Below are 20,686 nucleotides of genomic sequence, written 5' to 3'. Positions count from 1 at the left end.
GCCTCCATCGATACGCACAAGTCCGTAACGGCGGTATCGATTTCGGTACATCCATTCCACAGCTTCAAGATCGAACCGCCACCCCGCCCGCTCGGATCCGTTTCACGCACCGAGCAGTCGCACCATCATCACGCCCGCAGCTGGGCCAGTGTTTTTTCGCCGCCGGTTTCAAGGCCAGACAGCTCTGTCTCGCCGCCTCGGGGCATGCCTTGCAGGTACAACGACCGGACGGGAAGCGCGAATTGTATCCCCTCTTTTTCGAACGATTCATAAATCCTCAAATTGATCGCCTGCTGTGCATTCATATAGTCGTTGTAATCGGCGCTCAGAACGTAGTAAACGACTTCGAACTCCAGCGCGAACTCACCGTAAGCCTTAAAGTGGGCGCGATCGAAACGCACGTTGGCTTGGGCCTCGACGGCATTGCGTAAGAGCGTCGGAACCTTGACGAGTTTTTCGTAAGGGGTGTGGTAAACGATTCGGATTTCAAATGCGACGCGCCGTTCCTTCATGCGTTTGAAGTTGCGGATCCGAGTATTGAGCAGGTCGCTGTTCCCGCAGATGATTTGCTCCCCATGAAGGCTCCGGATACGCGTCGTTTTGATCCCGATGTGCTCCACCGTCCCGAGAAGGTCGTCGAAGATGATGAAATCGCCGGTCACGAAGGGCTTGTCGAAAGCGATGGACAACGAGGACAAGAGATCGCCGAGTATGCGTTGCAGCGCCAGAGCGACCGCGACGCCGCCGATACCGAGACCGGCCGCGAGCGCCGTGACGTCGACGCCGAAACTCTGTAGGGCCAGAAGCAGTGCCAATGACCAAACCGTCAACTGGCTCAGTGAGTTGAAAATCGAAAGCACGCCCAGACTCGTCTGGTCACGCTTGGTTTTTCGGCCTAAATAATCGAAAACCCAGACTCTAAGGAAATAGCTCACCCAGGTAGAAACCTGGAAGAGCACTGCCACGATCGTCAGTCTGCGGATAAAGCTGTTGACCATGGGGTCCAGATCCAGCAGCAGCGTCGACACGTACACCGAGATCATGAGCAGGACCAGAGTGCGGGTCTGCCTGACGCCAGCGAAGAATTCTCCGACCAGCGCGTTGCGACGCCGTTCTAGGTACCGTTGCAGCGCGCCGATCAGAAAATTCCGAACGAGTACGAGCACGCTGAAAAGTCCCCATACCGCCATCAGCGCCATTCCCCAATCACGTACCCGGTTGCCGTTGAACTGCGTATCCAGAACCAGCTCGAGCAACTCGTGCCAGCTCTGATGCTCCGTTCGGCCGTTGACCGACTCGACCACTTTTTTCAGCAGGGCTTGGGTTTTCTCGATGTATGCGTCCTGATCCCGCAGGTGATCGAGGAGCGATTGCACGGACTGGAGTTGCTGCTCCAGCCAGCGCACTGAACTTCCGCTTTCGCGATCCAAATTGGAAATCTTGTTCTCGATCGTGATCGCTTGCTTTTTCCAGTCTTGGAGCAGGAGAATCACGGCACGCTGCTCTTGTTCCAGCGCGGCTATGGCATCGGCTGCTTCCGCCTTCCAGGACACCCATTCCGCCGGTTTTCCTATTCCGTTGATGACAGCGTGCCGTCGCTGCCAAGCCGTTTTCCGCATCTCGAGTAACTCGAGACGCCTGTTCAAGCCGGACATCTTCGCTTCCAGCGATTCTTTGGCTAAACGCCTCGCCTCGACTTCTTCCGACAGTTCCCCGAGTCGGTTCAACGGTGCGTTCGCGAGCCGCTGTCTGGCGTCGCGCAACCGGCTTTCGTTGGCGATCTGCTGAGCATCCATTTTTTTCAGTTCGCGCTTCAGTTCGAGCTCTTCCTTCTCGATCTGCTGCAGCCGGTCGTCAAATTCCTCACGGCTGAATGTCACTCGGTCAGCCATAAGAGTGAGACGCCGATTAAGCAGCTCCACAGCTGCTTCGGCGACCGCCAGCTTCCGTTTTTCTCGCTCTAGGACCAACTCCCGAAGCCGCAAGGTTTCCTCGGCCCGCTTGAGTTCCCACCGGGCCATTTGCGCCCGCACGGAGTCGGAGTTCACATCTCGTAAAACGCTCTCTTCGTCGCTATTTTCGACAGGGAGTGCTTCCCGTTTTTCGGCCAGGTCTTGCCGCGCCTGTTCGACTTGGGTACTCGCCTGATTGACGGCGGTTCTCAGGCTGGGTAGACGCGCCTTCTGCGTCTCCAATTCGCTCGCCACCGTATCCAGTTCGCTCACAGAAACCGGGGTATCGCTGGTCTCCAACGTTTTCGCGGCCTCCTGATACTTCCGCTCCTCAATGGAAAGCGCCTCGATTTCCTGCTGTGCCGAGAGTTGCCGCTCGTAAATGGAATCGAACTGCTTCAGCGTCGCCACCAGTTGGCGCAAAACAACCGCCTTATCCGAACCCGAAGCCTTGGAATCCTCCGCCAGGGCCTTTTCGGCCGCCTGCATCGCGGACGCGACATCTTTCTGGGCGGCTTTGATGAGATCTGTGCGGCTCAAAGAGTCTTCCGCCGAAGACTTCGGCCTTGCCGCCTCGGACCCAATTTGGGCCTGCGGAGCCGCATCTTGCGCGACGGCCGATTGCGCCAGCCAAAATACGAGCAGCCCCAGAGAGAATTCGATCACGATTCGATGCAGGGTTCTTTTCGGAAGAACCATCCATACCCCCCTATTCGGTGTGTTCTTGGTTCGGATCAACTCAACTTTCGTAGTCCACGGCGGAATACAGGCGACATCAGGCGAATCAAGGAAACTCCGAGCCAATAAACCGCGGTTGCATTTCTGAAATGGCCGCAATGCCCTTTCCGCCGCCGCATACCCTCACCCACCCCTTTCCGGTGGGCGCGGGGCTAAACTCCTTTCTCCCTCTGGGAGAATGGCTGGGAATGAAGGCCTAGCGATCTCCAGCTGGTATCCAATGCTGGCTTGAGTCTGATCGGAGCCTATCCCAACGCGTTCGATAAACTGTTCGACGAGCCTGTCCTAAGAGGAGCCGAAGGACTCCTGGCAAACAGCCTACCGGGATGGGCTCCAAGTTTCGCGTCCAAAGAAGCGATCTGTGCAACGGATTGAGCCAACAGTCCTCCCCCAAGCCAATCACAACGCACCCCCGTGCGGAACCACGAGCGATCCCCGCGTGTGCATTTCGTTGGCCAAAAAGGCTAACTCAGAGTCTCCTCAAGCTGACCGCAGCGCCTGAGATCCCTCCCGAAGACCGGCTCTTCAACAGCCCGCATCTTCGGTATCGTCGGTCAGGTACCGTAAGCCCGTTTCGATACATTCAGGGTCAAGCACTGGTTTGGGCTTGGCCTGGGAACAATCCATCATGCCGGCGACCCGCTGTAGGCTGGAGAGAATCAGGGTCTGCTCCCAATCGCTCAACTGCCGGAAAGCATCCAAGAAGTTGACGTGCAACAGCGAAGGCGCTTGCCGCAGAGCATCGCGGCCGGGCTCTGTGAGGGTGATAGTCAGGCGCCGCTTGTCTTGTGGGCTGCGTTCGCGCCGGATCAGGGTTTTGTGTTCGAGATGGTCCAGCACCGTGGTGATGGTTCCCTGACTCAGATTGACCGCCTGGCTGAGTTGGTTGGCCGTCAAGGGTCCCTGCTTCGACAAGGCGCGCAGCACCATCAATTGCGATCCAGTGAGTCCGACCTTCTGCAACTGCTTGGATTGAAGATCGAGCGCACGGACGATCCGCCGCAGCTGAATCAAAACTTGTTCATTGATTTCCATACGTTCGTTCATGCTCCGAATCGACATCAGGCCATAGCCTGGGCCAGGCGGCGGAATTGTAGGCTGTATAAGGCCTGAAGATAACGCTGGGTCTCCCGTCGCTCCAAATCGGTCACATGGCGCCAGAACCCGTAAACCCGAGATAGGGTCATCATGCGCTCGGCATAGTGCTGCCAGGTATAGCGCTCAGCGACCCGCTTAAGGGCCCCTTCCGAAATCCGGTTCCAGTACTCCGGGTCTTGACGAGTTCTCTCGAAAAAGCGAGCGATGCGTTCGGCCGCCGCATCTCCATGATTCGGGTCGATGTGAAAGCCCGAGACGCCGTCCTCGATGATTTCCGACGGACCTCCAAAGCAAGTGGCGAAACAGGGAAGCCCCGAAGCCATCGCTTCGATCACGGTCAGCCCAAACGCTTCGAACAAGGCCGGCTGGACGAACGCTCCCCGGCCGTCCGCCACATAGCGATAAAATTCGCCGGCCAAATCCTTGGGCAACCTGAGGCCCAGCCAGCGCACCTGCCGATCCAAATCGTAGCGGTTGAACAAGGCGTGCATGCACCGGATCTGTTCGAGTTCTTCAGTATCAGACGAACGTTCCGGATCCACGTGGCCCGAAATGACCAAGAGATTGGCTTCCTTCCGCAGCGCTTCGCAAGCGCTGAACCATTCCACCAGTCCGACAATATTCTTGATACGGTCCAGCCGCGCCATGGTAAACAACAGCGGCTTGTCGCGCTCGGTCAAAACGCCGCGAGCGTCAACTCGCTCGTCGACGCCAAAGACCAATTGCTCGATTTCGGTATGCAAGTGAGGCAGGCGGCGCTCCACCGCCGTATAAGGGAAATAGGCCGCGGCATCTGCGCCCGGCGAAACGATGTTGAACTTGGGGTCGTAGACGTCAATGCCGTTCACGACCCGGAACAGCTTGGGCATGGTGAACGCGGTATGGCTCTCGTACTGTCCCACGCTTTCGCGGGTGCCCGCGATTTCCTGATAGGTGCTGGTGATGATGAAATCGGCGGCGTTCATGGCGATCAGGTCCGCCGTGAACTGACAGGAGAAATGGTACTGGGCTTCGTTTTCCTGCCAGAACAAGTCGGCGTGGCGATACTTGGTCTTTTCCAGAGCGTGGGCGATATTGCACTGGGTCACGCCGAGGCGTTGCGAAAGAAGGGTCGCGACCAGGTTGCCGTCCGAATAATTGCCCACGATCAGGTCCGGACGCCCGCCCAGCTCCGCCAGCAGTTCCCGCTCCGAATCTAGCGTATAGCGCTCCAGGTAGGGCCACACTTCGAACCGGGAGATCCAATGAGTCACGATTTCGCCGGACGCGTTGCGGAACGGCACCCTCAGTATGCGCGCGTTGCGCGTACCGGAGATCGGTTCCAGGCGCTGGTCGCAGGTGGTGCCTTCCGCTTGCGGAATCAACCGGGTTAACACCACGATTTGCGGCTCGATATCGAGTCCTTGCTCGAACAGGCGGGATCGCATCTCGGTTTCCAGGGCGCGTACCTGATCGAGGATGTAGACCACTTGTCCGCCGGTGTCGGGTCGGCCTAGCACGTTCGCCTGACCGAAATAACCGTGCGGAGAAATGATGGCTAGAGAAAACACCATGGGCAGACGCGCCAGAAACGTTTCCAATCCCCTAGGATCGGGCGCTTCGAGAAGATCCCGGAGTAGGCTCATGGTATCCCGTATTCTGGCGACCTCGCGTCCCCAGCCAACCTCGAATCCCAGGGCACGCAAAGGCGCCGCCACATCCTCCCATGTAGCGGTAGGCTCATGGCCGGCGAGCACCTCGTCGGCCCGACGTAACGCCCGGCGCAAATCGCTGACGCTCTTGATCTGTTCGTTGAGCATCAGGGTTTGGCCTCGAAACGAATGAATCCTTAGGAAATTCAGAATTCGTTCCCCGCCCTCACCCAATTCGTCGAACAATTGTAGCGATAGATGTTTATTCAGAAACTCCACGCCCCGACCTATCGATCGCGCTTCCAGCAGCTTGGGAAACTCGCGGGAAAACGGCCCCAGGTCGATCTCCAGCAGCCATTCGTCGAAGTCGTGCTGGCCCAACGCTAGGCATTCCTTGAAGCGCAGGAAATCCCGCACCGTCACTTCCTCGACCGCCATTCCTTCAAGCGCGATACGCACATAGCGCCAGGACGCGATACGAACCCGGACCGCGAGATAGACCCAAGCATCATTGACCGCGGCTTCCTGGGTCAAGCGGATGACTTTCCCCAAAGGCGATTGCCTGAGTCCGTCCGGAACATCCTCCGCGGCGCAAACATCGGCGAAAGCGTCGCAGAGTTCCGAACGCTGCAGAAAGCTGCGTTCCAACTTCTTAATTTGATGGAGCACTCGGTGACCCACGGACGGACAAGCATCCAGGAAACCTCGCAATTGCTCGATCAAATCGTCGCTGCGCGCTCTTTCGCTCATTCAGGATCTCCGTTTTTCGGTGTCATTTATTTTGACATCAAATAATTATTCAGGCGGCCTACCCTGTCAATTCCCGAGGCCGGTTCATTCTATCAATCAGGAAGATATGAAACCCGTTGTCGGCTCGCCATTCGGGGCTGGTGCGATTGACAAATCCCATGAAACATTTTGAAATCAAATTATGGAGTATCACAAAGAAGCCGACTCGGAGCAGGAGATCAACTCATGAAAGCAGTTATTCTTGCCGGTGGTCAGGGGGTACGGCTAAGGCCCATTACCGAGAACATACCCAAGCCGATGGTGACGGTACTGGGTAAGCCCATCATGGAACACATCGTACGCCACCTCTCTCATTACGGCTTCGACGACCTACTGGCGACGCTGCATTACCGACCGCGTGCGATCCGCGACCATTTCGGGGATGGCAGCGATTTTGGTGTGAGCCTGCGCTATACCCTGGAGCACAAACCGCTGGGAACGGCCGGGTCGGTCAAACTCGGCGCGGATTTCCTCGACGAGACATTTCTCGTCATAGCCGGAGACGCGCTCACGGATTTCGATCTCGAAGCCTTCTGGGCCTTTCACAAGGCCAAGGGCGCCAAAGTTAGCCTATGCCTCAAACGGGTATCCGACCCCGGCGAATTCGGGGTCGTCGTGACCGACGACCACGACCGTGTCGTCCGTTTCGTGGAAAAACCCGGGCTCAGCGAACTCTGCAGCGATACCGTCAACACCGGCATCTATCTGATAGAACCGGAAATCTTGAAAGCCATACCTGACGACATCCCATACGATTTCGCAGGCGATCTTTTTCCAAAACTTCTGGAACAGGAAATTCCGCTGTTCGCCTATGTCGCAGAGGGCTACTGGAGCGATATCGGCACCTTGGAACAGCTGAAACAGTCGCACTGGGATCTTCTCGACGGGAAAGTCCGCCTTCCGCTGGGCGGAAACCTGATCGGCGAACGAATATGGCTCGGTGACGGAGCTCGCGTCGCCAAGGACGCAGAACTCGGCTCACCCTGCTGGATAGGCGAAAACGTGCGCATTCGGTCCGGCGTCAAAATCGGCTCGTATTCCGTCATCGCGCCCGATGTCGAAATCGACGCCAGGGCCACGGTGAACCGCAGCATTATCATGAAAAACTCGTTCATCGGCGAATCGGCTGATCTGCGCAACTGCATCGTAGGCGGCAGTTCCGTCATCGAGGCGCGTTGCGAAATCGGCGACGATGCGATTATCGGCGCACGCAGCCACCTCGGGCGTCAGGTCGTGGTCATGCCCGGCGTTTCGATCTGGCCGGACAAGGAGGTGAATAGCAATACGACGATACGTGAAAACCTGGTTTGGGAATCGCTGTTGCGCCCTTCGATCTTCGGATCGCGCGGTGTCAGCGGATTGGCCAACCTCCACATCACGCCGGAATACGCGGCGGCTTTGGGCAAGGCATTCGGCAGTTGGATTCAGCGCGGCGCTCGGGTCGCAGTCGGGCGCGACGGGCACCCGTTCTCCCGGCTGATCAAACGGGCGTTCATCTCAGGCCTATTAGCGGTCGGTGTCAATATCGACGATCTGGAAGAAGTCAGCCTGCCGGAAACGTGCTTCATCACCGGCTTTGGCCGCCATCTAAGCGGCGGCGTTCACATCCGCATCTCGGACGAACACCCGAGCGTCGCCGTGATCGAGCTTTTCGACGCCGATGGTATGCCCCTGCTGCGCAGCGCGCGCCGCAAGATCGAAGCCATGTTCCATCGGGCCGAATTTCCCAAGGTGTCCGTCGAAAACGTCGGCAATCTAAGCTATCCCGGCCGCGTCGACGAGCGGTATGCGGATCATCTCCGGCAGCATTTGAGTAGAACCGCCACTCAGCCCTGGATCGACCGCGTGCTCCATTACTGCCGGGAAAGCAATTTAGCGCGGATACTCAGCGACCTGCTCGGCAGCAACGCCCTGCACCATCTCGAAAGCGACTACAAAGAAAATTCCGACGTTCCGGCCATCCCTTACGAACGCATCGCGGAAATCGCCCGCCTCAATCGAAAGATCGCCTTGATCATCGAGCGCGGTGGGGAACGACTAACCCTGGTCGACGAATTAGGAACGATACACCGCGCCGAACGGACGCAGGAACTTCTAACCGCCGCCTTCATCATCGGCGCGCCGCCCGAGGAGCCGGTCTTCCTCCCGCCCGATCATCCGAAATTCCTGGCGGAACTGGCGGACGCCCGAGTACGACGCGTGGTTATCACGCACAAAGAGCCGGCGGCTCAACTGAACACTGTCAAGAAATCCATGCAGACCGAGGGCGTGTGGCTGCATTTCGTTCATTTCTATCTGGGTTACGCCGCGGTCGCGGCATCACTCCGGCTGCTCGAATTCCTCGGCAGGGAACATCTGACCTTGCACGATTTCGAGCGCCAGATTCCGATCAGTCATTGTCGGCGTTTCGTTCTGCAGTGCCCCTGGGATCATATCGGGCGGGTGATGCGCGAGCTGAGCCAGCGTCCGGAAGCGCGCCTGAACGCCGCTCCCGAAGGCGTGCGCCTCGATCTGAACGGCGACTGGGTTTACGTCCTCCCCAGTGCGGACGCGCCGGAACTGGAAATCAGCATGGAAGCAGCCAACACGGCACGGCTTGCACAACTGGAACAAGAAGTCGCTCAGCGCGTACGGAGCCTGATTCCATGACAGCGGACTTTCCGTTCTTGTTCGCGTCTGATCTGGACGGCACGCTACTACCCAATACCGGCAAACCGCCGGAACCCGGCTGTTTGGAACGCACTCAGGCGTTGCTTCAGGACCTGCTCGAAGCCGACTGCCCGGTGTGTGTCGTCAGCGGACGATATCGGGCTCTGGCCAAACAGGGTCAAGCGGCATTCCGACTGTCGCAGCCCACCTGGTGGATCTGCAATGTCGGCACGGAGGTTTACGACCGGACCGGCGCCGTCGATCGCGAATGGCAAAGCCGCCTCGGTCCGCCGCTCGACCGTGAAGCCTTGCGCCGCGCGCTTTATAAGCTCTCGCGCCTCGTTCCGCAGGAACCGCAAAAGCAGGGACCACACAAATTCAGCCTCTATTACCCGGAACCCATCAGCCGGGAATTGTGGACGGAGATCACGTATCGGATCCGAGCGGTCAGAAGCGATTTACAACTGGTCGCCAGCGTCGAGGAACCCACGGGACGCGCCCTGCTCGACATCATTCCCGCCAACGCTGGGAAAGCCCACGCCTTGTGGTATATCGCCAAACGCTACGGGCTAAACGGCGACCGCGTGTTCTTCGCGGGAGATTCGGGAAACGACCTCGACGCCCTGCTCTCCGGCGTGTGTGGCGTACTGGTGGGAAACACCCCCGAGCACGTCCGAACTCAGGCTGAAGAAGAACGGAAGCGTCGCGAGAATGCCCGATTGTTTGTCGCCGACGCATTCTACGGCGACGGCATCATCGAGGGACTTCGCCACTACGGCTTGTGGCCGCCCGCTCAGGCTGAAGCGAAACCCAAGCGAGACATCCGGCGGTAAAACCCATGCGAATCGCCTTCTTCTGCCCCCACAGCGATCCCCTGGCGTCGCCTGGCGAACCGGACTCGGGCGGCCAATGCGTTTACGAGGCGCGGGTCGCGGAACAGCTCGCCCGGCTTGGACACGAGGTACGGGTCTATACGCGGTTGTGGGGCGGAAAATCAGAGCACCAGGCGATTTGCGACGGCGCCACGGTCTGCCGCTACCCCATGGGGCCGGAGGGCTTTCTGCGAAAAGAGGACATGGGACCTTACCTCGCGGAATTCGCGGAACGCGTCCTATCCGATCAATCCGCCTGGCTTCAGCATGCCGATGTCATCCACGGGCACTACTGGGACGGCGGAGCGAGCGCGCTCATCGCCAGCCTGGCCGTCGGCAAGCCCTTGCTATTCACCAGCCACTCGCTGGGGCTCCTGAAGCGGGACCGCATATCGGATCCCACTCCGGACGGTTCCAAATTCCGCTACGAGCTTCGCATACGCGCCGAGAAGAAAATTCTGGACGCGGCCGATGCCGTTATTGCGCTCAGCCGGACCGAGCGCGAAGCGCTGACCGGGCGCTATGGTACGAATGCCGAGAAAATCCGGATCGTTCCGGGGGGCGTAGACACTGAGGCATTCCATCTTCGCCTGGACAAGACCGATCTTCAGCGCCAGCTCGGCTTCACCTCCGATTATCTGCTGTTTACTGTCGGGCGGCTCGATCCCCGCAAAGGCTTTCTCGAATTGCTCGAGGCCATACCGCCGGTTGTCAAAGCTTTGCGCGAAGCGGGCAAGACCGTGACCTTCCTGATTCCGCTCGGCCCTGAACAACCCTCGCCGGATGAAAAAGCCTACCGCGACGCACTGCTCCAGCGGGCGAGCGAACTTCAGGTTACGGATGCCATCCGCTGGTTTCATCGGCTGACTGATCAGGAATTGCTCGACTATTACGCGGCCGCCGATCTGTTCCTCTGCCCTTCCCCGTACGAACCGTTCGGGCTGGTGCTGGTCGAGGCTTTCGCGTCCGGGACTCCGGTCGTCGCCACGCCCCACGGCGGCCCCATAGACATTGTCACGCCCGGAGTGAACGGCTATCTGGCCGATCCTATGGACCCGCCCGCGTTCGCCGCCCGCATTCTCGACGCGCTTTTGGCACCGGAGAACGACCGCCACCGCATGCGCGCCGCTGCCGCGGAGAGAGCCCGGACCCGCTATGCCTGGTCGTCGGTGGCTTCCGCCATCGCGGAGGTTTATCACTCGATACAGGGTGACGCCTTTGCCCTACGTTAACAGCGAAGGCGTTCGCATCCATTACCTGGTCGACGGTGACGGGCCGCCGCTGATACTGCATCACGGTTTCACTAGCAGTTCTGACGCCTGGCGGCGCTTCGGCTACATTCCGGCGCTCTGCCGCGATAACCGCTGCATTCTGGTCGATGCCCGCGGCCACGGCGCCAGCGCCAAACCCCACGATCCCGCTGCCTATGACCTACCGAAACGCGTGGCGGACGTGGTCGCCGTTCTCGATGCTTTACAGATTCCGAAAGCGAATTTCCTCGGTTTTTCCATGGGCGGATGGATCGGTTTCGGCATGGCGAAGTACGCGCCCGAACGGATCAACGCCCTGCTCCTCATCGGGGCACACCCCTATGCCGACCAAAGCTGGGATGTCTTTCGGCGCGTCGACGGCAGAGACCCCGAAGCTTTCCTCTCCGCCCTCGAATCCATCTTGGAACAGCGTATCGAACCGGAACTGAAACCCCTGGTACTCGCCAACGACCTGCGGGCACTCGCGGCAGCCGCTCAGGAGCGGCCGGCGCTGGATGATGTCCTCCCGTCCATGACCATGCCCTGCCTGCTTCTCGTGGGCGAAAAAGATTCGAGGTATCCCGCCGTAGAGACCTGCGCAAGACATCTTGCCCGCGCTACCCTGGCCGCGCTGCCGGGTCTCACACATATCGAAAGCTTCGTCCGCAGCGACCTCGTTCTCCCGCATATCACGCGGTTCTTGGCCAGCGTTTCCTACTGAGGCAAGGAGATAGCCCTCACGACGATGAAACCTGCCGTTCAAATTTTCGAAACAGCTTTTTCCTCAGTGGATGTGCATTTCCCGATTGCCCGCCTTGTCGCTTCTTTGCAGCAGATACCGGTCCTGATCCCCCGGCATCGGCGTACCGTCGCTGCTCAGATACAGCAAGGTGGCTTCATCCTTAATCGCGAGCCGACGCTGAGGGGCATCGTTGTTGGGCGTCAACACGAGGATACCTTTGCTATCGTCCCATTCGTATTTTCCTTTTTCGAAAGACTCTCTGTTTTGCGGCTTGGCCGGTTGGGTGACCAAAAGATATTTGTTCTTGGCATTTAAAGACAGCGTCATTTTCAGACCGGCGCACTTTTCTTCTGAACACGGCAGGTAGCCATAAAAGACGCCCCGAAACGCGCCCGCTGTCGCGTCGGGACTGGCGTGGCCCGAATGATCCATGGCACCGTGCTTATTTTGTTCGCGCGCTCTGAGAGCCTTTTCTTGGATTTCCTTATCGCTTTCCGCCCAGGCAGCACTGAACCAGGATAGCAATACGCCGAAAACGATAACCAACGCCTTTTTAATCGCTTTTCTGTTCGATACGTTCATAACGAAGCTCTCATCCAAACCTAAACCCGGGCAGCCAATGAGGCGCGCCGGCACGCGCCATTGTACGCTGCTTTGCGAGCGAATTGGTTTCAGGGTCATGCTCGAACCCGTCGCGTGTCAGGCGCTCGGGCGTTGCCGTCAGCTTCTGGAACGAACCGCTCATGCCATTTCTAAAAAGGGTACCTCTGTCGCCACACACGACTCCTCCCCTGCCCTTTCGTAGTTCCGTCATAAGCCGGCATACTCGAACCCACCATACGGGACGATTCAGCAATTCGTATATCGATGAAATGCTCTAAGTACATTCGTCGACACAGCTCGTGTTGTCCGTCTCCCCATTTTTTTGATTTCAAAATGTTTGCACGAACGTATCAACCCGATTTATCGTACGCCCATAAGTAAAACTACGAATTCAAGCACTTCGACCGGTAGCCCATGCGCCCGGAACGAGACATTGAGCTCAATTTTATTTTCAAGTCAAAGTAGATATGACCGAATTCACAGCATCAACGAGGCCGGTCCTCTTCGGCGAACTACTCTTCGATCATTTTCCCGACGGCTCCGCCGTGCTGGGCGGGGCTCCCCTGAACGTCGCCTGCCACCTCCGGGGCTTGGGCATACAGCCCTTGCTGATTAGCCGCATCGGCGAGGATGAGGGCGGAAGGATGGTCCGCAAGGCACTTCACGACTGGGATCTCGACGACAGGGGCGTCCAGATCGATCGCGAAAGGCCGACGGGAGCCGTGCGGGTGCAAATCGAGAACGGCGAGCCCGTTTTCCGCATCGAACCCGAGCAAGCTTACGATTACATCGAAGCGCACGATGTCCCTGAGTTTCCCACGGGCGGCACCATCCTATATCACGGTACTCTGGCCGTGAGAAATCCGGTGTCACGTCAAGCGCTGGATTATCTGGTCAAGCGCTATTGTCCCCCGATCTTTCTCGACGTCAATCTCCGTGCGCCTTGGTGGAACGCGGAGGATTTACGCGTGCTGTTAGAACGGGCGAACTGGATTAAGCTGAACGCACAGGAACTGGATTCCATAGCCGATCTTTACGGCCTGTCGGCCAAACCTCAGGAAGCGCAGGCCGAAGCTTTGCGGGCCCATTGCGGCACCGAGTACGTCGTCGTAACACAAGGCGAGGCGGGAGCGTTCGCCGTCTGCGCCGATGGAAACACGGCTCGAGTGCGGCCCGACGCATCGATAGAAGTCGTGGACACCGTCGGGGCAGGAGACGCATTCAGCGCGGCGCTGCTGACCGGTCTGATTTGGCGTTGGCCGCTGAAGGACGCCCTCGAACGGGCCCAGCAATTGGCGGGATTCATCTGCGGCGTAAGAGGCGCGGTCAAACGAGACCTGTCCTTTTATCGAAGGCTGCGAGAGAACTGGCGGATATAAGCCAGCACGGCGAACCGAGCACTGCTTCGCCGGCCTTGAGGTCGGCGAGGCGGAACCGTGCCACTGACGTGGACCTTACATCACCTTGCCGTAATCTCCCCCGCGGCCGTTTTCAGACCATATCGACCGATTCCCCCAGCACATCCCTCATATACAGCATCTGCACCAGCACCATGACGACCACCACCAACGGCGGCGCGAGCAGGAGTCCCAGAATGCCGAAACTTGCGCCCATGATGAGTTGCGCGGTCAGCAGCAGGGCCGGGGGAAGAGAAATGACCTTCTGTTGAATGAAGGGCGTGATCAGATAGCCTTCTAAGGTTTGAACCACGAAATAGAGTATGGCGACATAGAGCACTGTCGTACCGCCTTTGGTAAGCGCCACCATTATCGCCGGCACGGCCGCGATGAGCGGCCCGATATTAGGCACGAAGTCCAAGGCAGCGGCCACGAGACCGAGGATGAAAGCGAAAGGTACCCCCAATATCAGCAATCCGACACCGGTCATGACCCCTACCGCAAGCATGGCGGCAATCCGGCCGATCAGCCACCACCGTAGAGCGTTCCCCATTCGGTTGAAGGCTTCCCAGACCTGTCCCCGGCGCTCTTTGGGGAAAAGGTGAACCGTGCCATCAATATAGGTCTTGGGATCGAAAGCGAAATAAAGTCCCAGCACGATCACGATGAAAAAACTCCCCAAGGCGCCGAATGCGGTCGAAAAAATCCCGGCGATTTTGGATAGTTGCTCCGAATCGGTGAGAAGGCCGCCTGCCCTCGATAGCCTGTCGATCAACGCTGGTCCCCATGGATACTGCTCGAGCGTACTGCGCATTCGATCCAGCGCGGCCGGCAGTTGCTGAAACAATTGGTAAAAACCATCGGCGATCGTGGGTCCGTACAGCGCCAGGATCAGCACGAACAGGCTCAGCAGCACCAGGATCACTACCGTCAGTGCCCAGTTCATGGACAGAGGCGTATAACGGGTGATGAACGCGGCCAGAGTGCGGAGAAACAGCGCCAGAAGGATACTTGCGAAAACCAGCAACAGAATCTGCGACACTTGCCAGGCGGCGAGAAGCAGCCCGATGACGGCCATACCCGCAACCGCGACGATGAGCGTCCGCTTGGTCAGCAGTCCGCTAGAGCCCGGTGTCTCGCTGGTTTCCTGATTCATAGTTGCATCCCTTGCGGCCGTTCCGGTCCTGCGTAGAATTCGACCGCGCCACTTTCTACCACGGCCGCAGACATCTGCAATGCCTGCAACAACAGCGGGTCCCGGACCGAACCGCCGAGGGTATCCGGCCGGTGTCCCGCCGGTTCGGTCGAATAAAAGGCGTTTCCCGGGGACCTATTCAAAAAGGACCACGCAAAGAGCCGAAAAAATCCCAACCGGCCGCGCCGGCCAGTCTCGGGACTTGTCCAAAACCAGAAAAATCGGAGATTTCAGCGTTCGCCATGTCCGTACCTCATCGATTCGTCCTTGCGCTTAGGCCACTATTAGGCGTCGCGGGGTCCGCCGTTGCCCGCGAGTTTCGAACCCTGATGCTGATATTTCTGGCCGGGGTTGCCGTCTGGGGCTTCCTCGAAATTGCCGACGAGGTCGTCGAAGGTCAGACTCACGCCATAGACACCGCGATCCTGCTGGCCTTGCGGAATCCAGCAGACCCGGCCGATCCTATCGGCCCGAAGTGGGTCGAGGAAATGTTCAGGGATTTCACCGCCCTGGGCGGCGTCGCCGTAATCCTATTCATAACGCTGGGAATCACGGGCTATCTCGCCTTGCAGCGAAAACACCGGGCTTTGATCCTATTCGCTGTCGCCGTCTTCGGCGGCTTGCTGATCAATACCATGCTGAAGATCGGCTTCGACCGTCCCCGCCCCGATCTCGTGCCTCACGGCGCCTATGTCTACACCGCGAGCTTTCCCAGCGGTCATGCGATGCTGGCCACGGCAACCTATCTGACCCTCGGCGCTTTATTGGCCCGGATGCTTCCCGACTGGCGCACTAAGTTGTTCGTGCTGACGATGGCGGCCGTGCTCTGCTTTCTGGTCGGCTTCAGCCGAGTCTACCTGGGCGTCCATTGGCCTTCCGACGTCGCCGCCGGCTGGATGGTCGGCGCCGCCTGGGCCTTGCTCTGGTGGCTCGTGGCCCGTTGGTTGCAAAGAAGGCAGATCGTGGAGGAAACGGAGACCGAAGCATAAGCCTCCGATCTGACGAACCCTTGACATTGAAGTACAAAACTCCCGATTTTGTTAGGCTTCGGCCTGAATCTATCGAAGGAATCGTTTCATTCGGCATTCGAATTAGACATTGATCCTACATCCGGCAATTGGATAAAACCTGAAAAGCGCCAGCCCCTCATCCCCAGGGCTGTTCAATGCTTGATGCCGTGATAGCTCAAGACATGTTCGCGGTTCATGGCATTGTCAGATCGCGGCGCGAATATTGGTTTTGCCATTGTGTCGCAAGAGATTTAAGGCGTAGTGGCGAAGTTGGGCGAAGATGCCGGGGTTTTTGCGAATGCCGCCGGGATCCTCGCCCAGCGAGGCATCGAGCACATGGTGCAAACAGTTTTCGATGTCCCAATGGCCTCGGATAGCCGCGGTTTCCACCGAAGCTTCACAGGTGACGAGGTAATAGGCGAGAGGTTGGCGCGACTCGAAACACCGACGGCCGGGGTTAAAGCATTCAACGCGGCAACGGACTTCGACCACGGCTTTGAAGTGATGGGCCAAGGTCCCGTTACAGTGCCCGCCGGCAAGGGCCAGAGTCGGGCGGCACGCTGCTCAATCCGATTACGCCAGTCCAGATAAACCGGATAGGCCTGCTCAACTGAGGGCTGCGTGCGACAGACCTCTCGCACAGCGACTCGTAGTTTGGGCTGATTGCCCTTGAGTTGCACCAAGAGATGTCTCCCGGTGGCAATGACAGCTTCAACCGTTTTTTTTGCAGACGGAGGGAATCGAGGGTATATAACCGCCCCACCAATCCTAACGTTTCGATGAGTCGTCGCTGAGCTGCCTGGATTTCGTGGTCCTTGCTGCCGTCTTCGATCAGAACGTGTTCCAGCACGATTTGTTCCTCGATAGCGAAGGCGCTCAGGAGTTGGGCCGCCTTGCGGTCCTCGAAACGATCGAGACGGCCACACAAGGTCTTGCCATCCGGGGCGATCAGCGCAACCGTTTCAGCCAGTCCTGCCGCATGGGTTCGAAAATAGCGGGCCATCGGGTCGGCATCCAATCCTTGCAGTGTGTAGCGATGAGTCGTACAACCTCTCCTGCGCACGACGGTGGACCGGAATCGGAAGCAAACTTGGTTTCAACGGGGACACAAGATCATTGGCGGAATTTGTTTTGGAATCGCCGTGAACAGACTGGCTAAAGCACCACCGATTCGCCAAGGACTGGTGTTTGGCAATAGAAAAAAGGTTGACTACGCTTTCTTGCATGAGTCAGCCATTACTGAACAAAGATCAATTAGCTGTCGTTAGAAGTATTCACAACTTTCTTTCCAGCCACGCTCATTGCTTTATTCTCAAAGGAAGCGCAGGCACAGGGAAAACCACTTTAATTGCGCGACTGATTCAAGACCTCGATCAGCAACAGTATCCGTTTACATTGCTCGCTCGAGTAATGGTCAAATTTTGTGTATGGGGAGTTGATCAGGCGGCGACTTTCTCGGCGTCTTCCTGAACGCCGTCCTTGAACACGACTCCCTCAATGACCTGAGCCAGCCGCGGAACTCCATTCAATCTCCGCCAGTGTCGCTCGGCGCTTTTCACCAGCATGAACACCATCGCGAGAATACTTCCCCGTGACACGCAGCCTCGCGTTTTAGCGGTTCTGAGCCTCACCGTGGCAAAGGTGGATTCAATTGGATTAGTGGTCCTCAGGTGAATCCAATGCTCCGCCGGAAAATCGTAGAACGCCAACAGCGTCTCCCGATCCTTTTCCAGGCAGGCCACCGCCTTGGGCTACTTGGGCCGATACACCTCGACGAAATGATCGAACGCGTTCTCCGCTTCCTGCCGGGTGGCGGCCATCCAGATCTCGTGCAGCGCCGCTTTGGCTTTGGGCTGTTGGCTCTTGGGCAGCTTATTGAGCACATTCGCCGTCTTATGGACCCAACAGCGTTGGCCACGGGTGGTCCCGTACACCTGCGGTAAGGCTTTCCAGAAGCCTAAGGCGCCATCGCCGATGGCCAGGTGCGGATCAAGGGTGAGACCCCGGGCTTTGAGATCCAACAGCACCTCGCGCCAGGACGGTTCGCTCTCCCGATAGCCATCAGCCAACGCCAGCAACTCCTTCTTGCCGTCCGCCGTAGCCCCTATCACCACCAGAATGCACTGCGCCGCATCCTCCAGCCGTACCCCGAAATGAATGCCATCTACCCAGAGATACACATAACGCCGGTTCGACAAATCCCGCCGCGACCAACGCTGATGCTCGTCCTTCCACGCCTCTTTTCAAGCGGCTGATCGTACTCGCCGACAATCCGGGCGCCTCCCGCCCTAACAGCACCGTCAGCGCCTCCTGAACATCCCCGGTCGAGATCCCTTTCAAGTACAACCACGGCAACAACGCCTCAAGGCTCTGGGGGCGCCGAAGGTACGGCGGCAAAATCGCCGAGGTCAACCGGATCGCCTTCGACCGATCTCGCACCCGCGGCACCTTGACCTCGATAGGACCCACACCGGTCTGGATGGACCGCGTCGGTAGATGACCGTTCCGCACCACCCGCTTGGCGCCCATCCGCCGTTTTCTCGTCCTTGAATCGCTCCAGAAAGGCGGCAACCTCCGCTTCGATCGCCGCCGCCAGCATCCGCTGGGCGCCTTCCCGTAACAACTCCGTTAAGGCATCCGCCACGGGAGCTGGTGCCCCTGGATTCTTCAACGGAATGATCTTATCGTCACTCATGGCGTATTCGCTCCTCTTGTAGGAAGGGATGACCTTGAAGACCCTCCAGAATACGCCGCCTACCTCAATCCCTCATCCACAACTTTCGAGCATAACTCGCTCGCTCCGACAGGAAGGGCTGCTCGCATTTTAGGGACGAAAACCAAAGCCGAGTCCAACACGATCCACAAACGTATCTATCGCTTAGCTGACATTGACATAATCGAGGCAGATGAATCAGCAAATGAACCGGGGTTACGCCTGATATTTCCCCTGAAGGAAACTGGTCCTCAGAAGATGCTGTTCATCGTCGACGAATCGTCGATGATCGGCGACAAGCAATCGAGTGGTGACATCTTTCGGTTCGGATCGGGACGCCTTCTTGCAGACTTAATTGAGTATGCGGGGCTTGCATGTCCCAAGTGGGGTGCAAGACATGGTGCGAAGATTTTATTCGTGGGGGATCCCGCTCAGTTGCCGCCAGTGGGTGAGACTTTCTCGCCGGCACTTTCCGCAAGCTACCTTCGGCGAACGTTCGGACTTGAATGTGAAGAATACGAGCTAAACGAAGTGATGCGTCAGCGGAAAGGTAGCGCCATTTTGGGTCGGGCAACGACGCTGCGTAACGCCATATTTTCCGAGACCTTCAACACTTTTGATCTATCGCCTAACGACGAGGAAATCCGCGCTGTTTCGGTAACTGAAGCAGTTAAGCTTTCCGAACAAGCGATTAGAGCGAAATCCGACTGCGTTTTGATCACGTACTCCAATGCCCAAGCATTGGATCTGAACCGGGCAGTACGTGGCCGCCTTTGGGGAAACGAAAGCATAGGACCGCAGGCTGGGGACGTATTGTTAGTCAACAAGAATTCCTTGATGACTGGTCTATACAATGGCGATCTCGTAAGCGTCGTGCATGTGGCCGAGCAGCCGGAACACAGGTCTGTGAGAATCAAGGGAGTTGGGGAACCTGTTGATCTGGTGTTCCGTGGAGTTTCCTTCGCCTACCGCGAGATGGGTCACGAGATTATCTTTAACTGCAAAATTCTCGAAAATCTCCTGAATTCACCCAAGCGAGAGTTATCACCCTTGGAGCAACGGGCTTTGCTCGTCGATTTTCGCCAGCGTAACCCTAGTCTCAAGCCGAAAACGTCTGAATTCAAGCTCGCGATCCTGCATGACGAGTACTTCAACGCACTGCAAGTGAAATACGGTTATGCCTTGACCTGTCACAAGGCACAGGGTGGTGAGTGGGATACTGCGGTAGTTGTCTTTGACCACAGGCGAGGGCAGCGGAATGAGGGTTTTTTCCGGTGGGCCTATACAGCGGTGACTCGCGCCAAACAATGTCTGGTTACGGTGAACGCGCCACGTTTTGACGATAAATCGTCCATCGTCTGGGGCAACGATCTAGCGACGACAACATCACGGAGCAACCAGGAGGACTGTATCGTCGATGAAGATTGGAGTCGCCTGTCTTTCAGTGACGGGCAAGAGAAGTTGTTTGCTTATCATGTGCGCTTACGCGAAGCGTGGGAGACTGTTGGCATCTCCGTGGATCGTCTTGATCACTTGAACTTCCGCGAGCGCTATTTTTTGAGTCGGGCAGGGAAGATCGCAGTCGTCGAGTATGTGTACAACAAAATGTGGAAAGTATCGCGTTGCGATGCTGGGCCCTGTGACGGGGCAGATTCAAATGTCGTTTCAGAGGCATTGCAAATCATGGAGGCCATATTGCGATCAGAGCCCGCGAAAGACGTTGAATTAACGGATCCATTTTTGCGGCCGTTTTGTGACTACATCAAAGACTCCCTCCGAGGTACGGATATCCGCCTGCTATCGGCAACGCCGATGCAATATCGCTTGCGCATGGTATTCGAGTTCGAGGGTAAACATCGGAGCATCGACTTCCTATACGACAGCACTCCGAAATGGACTCGTGCCGAGGAGGTGGGTGGCGTGGGGGCGAGCGGTGGTCTTTTCGGACGGCTACGCGAAATTTTGGGGACGGTCATCAGGTGAATTGGTCAACGGAAGTCTCCTAATTCCGTAAGGCGGGGCGACTTTCAGAAGCCTTAGCAAGGGC

Annotated in this window: 15 protein-coding genes and 1 pseudogene; 8 read left to right on the top strand and 8 right to left on the bottom strand. The window is 57.7% G+C overall.

The genetic code is table 11. The annotated features are described in order from the left end of the window. Positions 1-128 precede the first annotated feature (128 nt). The 3 genes from QEN43_RS01165 to QEN43_RS01155 form a co-directional block, all read right to left on the bottom strand. Positions 129-2,651 (bottom strand): mechanosensitive ion channel domain-containing protein, encoded by a 2,523-nt coding sequence (locus QEN43_RS01165; RefSeq protein WP_051331721.1) that lies wholly within the window; start codon positions 2,649-2,651, stop codon positions 129-131. 564 nt (positions 2,652-3,215) lie between these two features. Continuing rightward, positions 3,216-3,737, bottom strand: a complete 522-nt coding sequence (locus tag QEN43_RS01160) for a MarR family winged helix-turn-helix transcriptional regulator (protein ID WP_202901143.1) — start codon at positions 3,735-3,737, stop codon at positions 3,216-3,218. Positions 3,738-3,751: 14 nt separating this feature from the next. Next, positions 3,752-6,169, bottom strand: coding sequence for a sucrose synthase (locus QEN43_RS01155; RefSeq protein WP_317963626.1), 2,418 nt, complete (start codon positions 6,167-6,169; stop codon positions 3,752-3,754). Between the two features lie 225 nt (positions 6,170-6,394). On the opposite strand from QEN43_RS01155, the gene QEN43_RS01150 reads away from it, so the two are divergent. From QEN43_RS01150 to QEN43_RS01135, 4 genes are read left to right on the top strand one after another with little or no spacing between them, the layout of a single operon-like run. Next, positions 6,395-8,857 (top strand): sugar phosphate nucleotidyltransferase, encoded by a 2,463-nt coding sequence (locus QEN43_RS01150; protein WP_084162071.1) that lies wholly within the window; start codon positions 6,395-6,397, stop codon positions 8,855-8,857. Beyond that, complete coding sequence (locus QEN43_RS01145) at positions 8,854-9,690, top strand: HAD-IIB family hydrolase (RefSeq protein ID WP_026610466.1); 837 nt, start codon at positions 8,854-8,856, stop codon at positions 9,688-9,690. Before QEN43_RS01150 ends, QEN43_RS01145 begins: the two co-directional genes overlap by 4 nt. Before the next feature lie 5 nt (positions 9,691-9,695). Continuing rightward, positions 9,696-10,961 (top strand): glycosyltransferase, encoded by a 1,266-nt coding sequence (locus QEN43_RS01140; RefSeq protein ID WP_026610465.1) that lies wholly within the window; start codon positions 9,696-9,698, stop codon positions 10,959-10,961. Next, positions 10,948-11,700 carry an alpha/beta fold hydrolase gene (locus QEN43_RS01135; RefSeq protein WP_317963625.1) on the top strand — a complete coding sequence of 251 codons (753 nt, stop codon included), beginning with the start codon at positions 10,948-10,950 and terminating at the stop codon, positions 11,698-11,700. The genes QEN43_RS01140 and QEN43_RS01135 overlap by 14 nt, the downstream gene beginning before the upstream one ends. Positions 11,701-11,763: 63 nt before the next feature. Here the strand turns inward: QEN43_RS01135 and QEN43_RS01130 are convergent, their stop codons facing one another. Next, positions 11,764-12,357: a copper resistance protein NlpE gene (locus QEN43_RS01130; RefSeq protein WP_317963624.1), complete on the bottom strand. Its 594-nt coding sequence runs from the start codon at positions 12,355-12,357 to the stop codon at positions 11,764-11,766. A 434-nt stretch (positions 12,358-12,791) separates the two neighbouring features. On the opposite strand from QEN43_RS01130, the gene QEN43_RS01125 reads away from it, so the two are divergent. After that, positions 12,792-13,703, top strand: a complete 912-nt coding sequence (locus tag QEN43_RS01125; RefSeq protein ID WP_317963623.1) for a PfkB family carbohydrate kinase — start codon at positions 12,792-12,794, stop codon at positions 13,701-13,703. Between the two features lie 112 nt (positions 13,704-13,815). Here QEN43_RS01125 and QEN43_RS01120 read toward each other — a convergent pair whose 3' ends face one another. After that, positions 13,816-14,877 (bottom strand): AI-2E family transporter, encoded by a 1,062-nt coding sequence (locus QEN43_RS01120; protein WP_051331719.1) that lies wholly within the window; start codon positions 14,875-14,877, stop codon positions 13,816-13,818. A gap of 281 nt (positions 14,878-15,158) precedes the next feature. Here QEN43_RS01120 and QEN43_RS01115 point away from each other — a divergent pair, with 281 nt between their 5' ends. Further along, positions 15,159-15,905 carry a phosphatase PAP2 family protein gene (locus QEN43_RS01115; protein ID WP_036268883.1) on the top strand — a complete coding sequence of 249 codons (747 nt, stop codon included), beginning with the start codon at positions 15,159-15,161 and terminating at the stop codon, positions 15,903-15,905. A gap of 225 nt (positions 15,906-16,130) precedes the next feature. On the opposite strand, the gene QEN43_RS01110 is transcribed toward QEN43_RS01115, so the two are convergent. Together QEN43_RS01110 and QEN43_RS01105 are read right to left on the bottom strand one after the other, a co-directional pair. Beyond that, positions 16,131-16,439, bottom strand: a complete 309-nt coding sequence (locus QEN43_RS01110) for a hypothetical protein (protein ID WP_084162069.1) — start codon at positions 16,437-16,439, stop codon at positions 16,131-16,133. Between the two features lie 7 nt (positions 16,440-16,446). Beyond that, complete coding sequence (locus QEN43_RS01105; RefSeq protein ID WP_084162068.1) at positions 16,447-16,929, bottom strand: hypothetical protein; 483 nt, start codon at positions 16,927-16,929, stop codon at positions 16,447-16,449. Between the two features lie 221 nt (positions 16,930-17,150). Here QEN43_RS01105 and QEN43_RS21625 point away from each other — a divergent pair, with 221 nt between their 5' ends. After that, positions 17,151-17,396 (top strand): AAA family ATPase, encoded by a 246-nt coding sequence (locus QEN43_RS21625; protein WP_396662830.1) that lies wholly within the window; start codon positions 17,151-17,153, stop codon positions 17,394-17,396. On the opposite strand, the pseudogene QEN43_RS01100 reads toward QEN43_RS21625, so the two are convergent. Continuing rightward, a pseudogene (locus QEN43_RS01100) lies at positions 17,366-18,621 on the bottom strand (IS256 family transposase). The gene QEN43_RS21625 and the pseudogene QEN43_RS01100 sit on opposite strands and share 31 nt — an antisense overlap. On the opposite strand from QEN43_RS01100, the gene QEN43_RS01095 reads away from it, so the two are divergent. Next, entirely contained in the window at positions 18,562-20,622 is a 2,061-nt protein-coding gene (locus tag QEN43_RS01095; RefSeq protein ID WP_317964089.1) for an ATP-dependent DNA helicase, read from the top strand. The pseudogene QEN43_RS01100 and the gene QEN43_RS01095 sit on opposite strands and share 60 nt — an antisense overlap. Positions 20,623-20,686: the final 64 nt, after the last annotated feature.

Source organism: Methylocaldum szegediense (assembly GCF_949769195.1).
GTDB classification, from domain to species: domain Bacteria; phylum Pseudomonadota; class Gammaproteobacteria; order Methylococcales; family Methylococcaceae; genus Methylocaldum; species Methylocaldum szegediense.
The sequence above is the reverse complement of the archived record's forward strand: the minus strand, read 5'-3'. Positions and strand labels throughout refer to the sequence as shown.

What these genes read in the sequence shown, in the direction of transcription:
- QEN43_RS01165 (WP_051331721.1), bottom strand. Translation starts at nt 2,651, where the DNA reads ATGGTTCTTCCGAAAAGAACCCTGCATCGAATCGTGATCGAATTCTCT.
- QEN43_RS01160 (WP_202901143.1), bottom strand. Translation starts at nt 3,737, where the DNA reads ATGAACGAACGTATGGAAATCAATGAACAAGTTTTGATTCAGCTGCGG.
- QEN43_RS01155 (WP_317963626.1), bottom strand. Translation starts at nt 6,169, where the DNA reads ATGAGCGAAAGAGCGCGCAGCGACGATTTGATCGAGCAATTGCGAGGT.
- QEN43_RS01150 (WP_084162071.1), top strand. Translation starts at nt 6,395, where the DNA reads ATGAAAGCAGTTATTCTTGCCGGTGGTCAGGGGGTACGGCTAAGGCCC.
- QEN43_RS01145 (WP_026610466.1), top strand. Translation starts at nt 8,854, where the DNA reads ATGACAGCGGACTTTCCGTTCTTGTTCGCGTCTGATCTGGACGGCACG.
- QEN43_RS01140 (WP_026610465.1), top strand. Translation starts at nt 9,696, where the DNA reads ATGCGAATCGCCTTCTTCTGCCCCCACAGCGATCCCCTGGCGTCGCCT.
- QEN43_RS01125 (WP_317963623.1), top strand. Translation starts at nt 12,792, where the DNA reads ATGACCGAATTCACAGCATCAACGAGGCCGGTCCTCTTCGGCGAACTA.
- QEN43_RS01120 (WP_051331719.1), bottom strand. Translation starts at nt 14,877, where the DNA reads ATGAATCAGGAAACCAGCGAGACACCGGGCTCTAGCGGACTGCTGACC.
- QEN43_RS01115 (WP_036268883.1), top strand. Translation starts at nt 15,159, where the DNA reads ATGTCCGTACCTCATCGATTCGTCCTTGCGCTTAGGCCACTATTAGGC.
- QEN43_RS01105 (WP_084162068.1), bottom strand. Translation starts at nt 16,929, where the DNA reads ATGGCCCGCTATTTTCGAACCCATGCGGCAGGACTGGCTGAAACGGTT.
- QEN43_RS21625 (WP_396662830.1), top strand. Translation starts at nt 17,151, where the DNA reads ATGAGTCAGCCATTACTGAACAAAGATCAATTAGCTGTCGTTAGAAGT.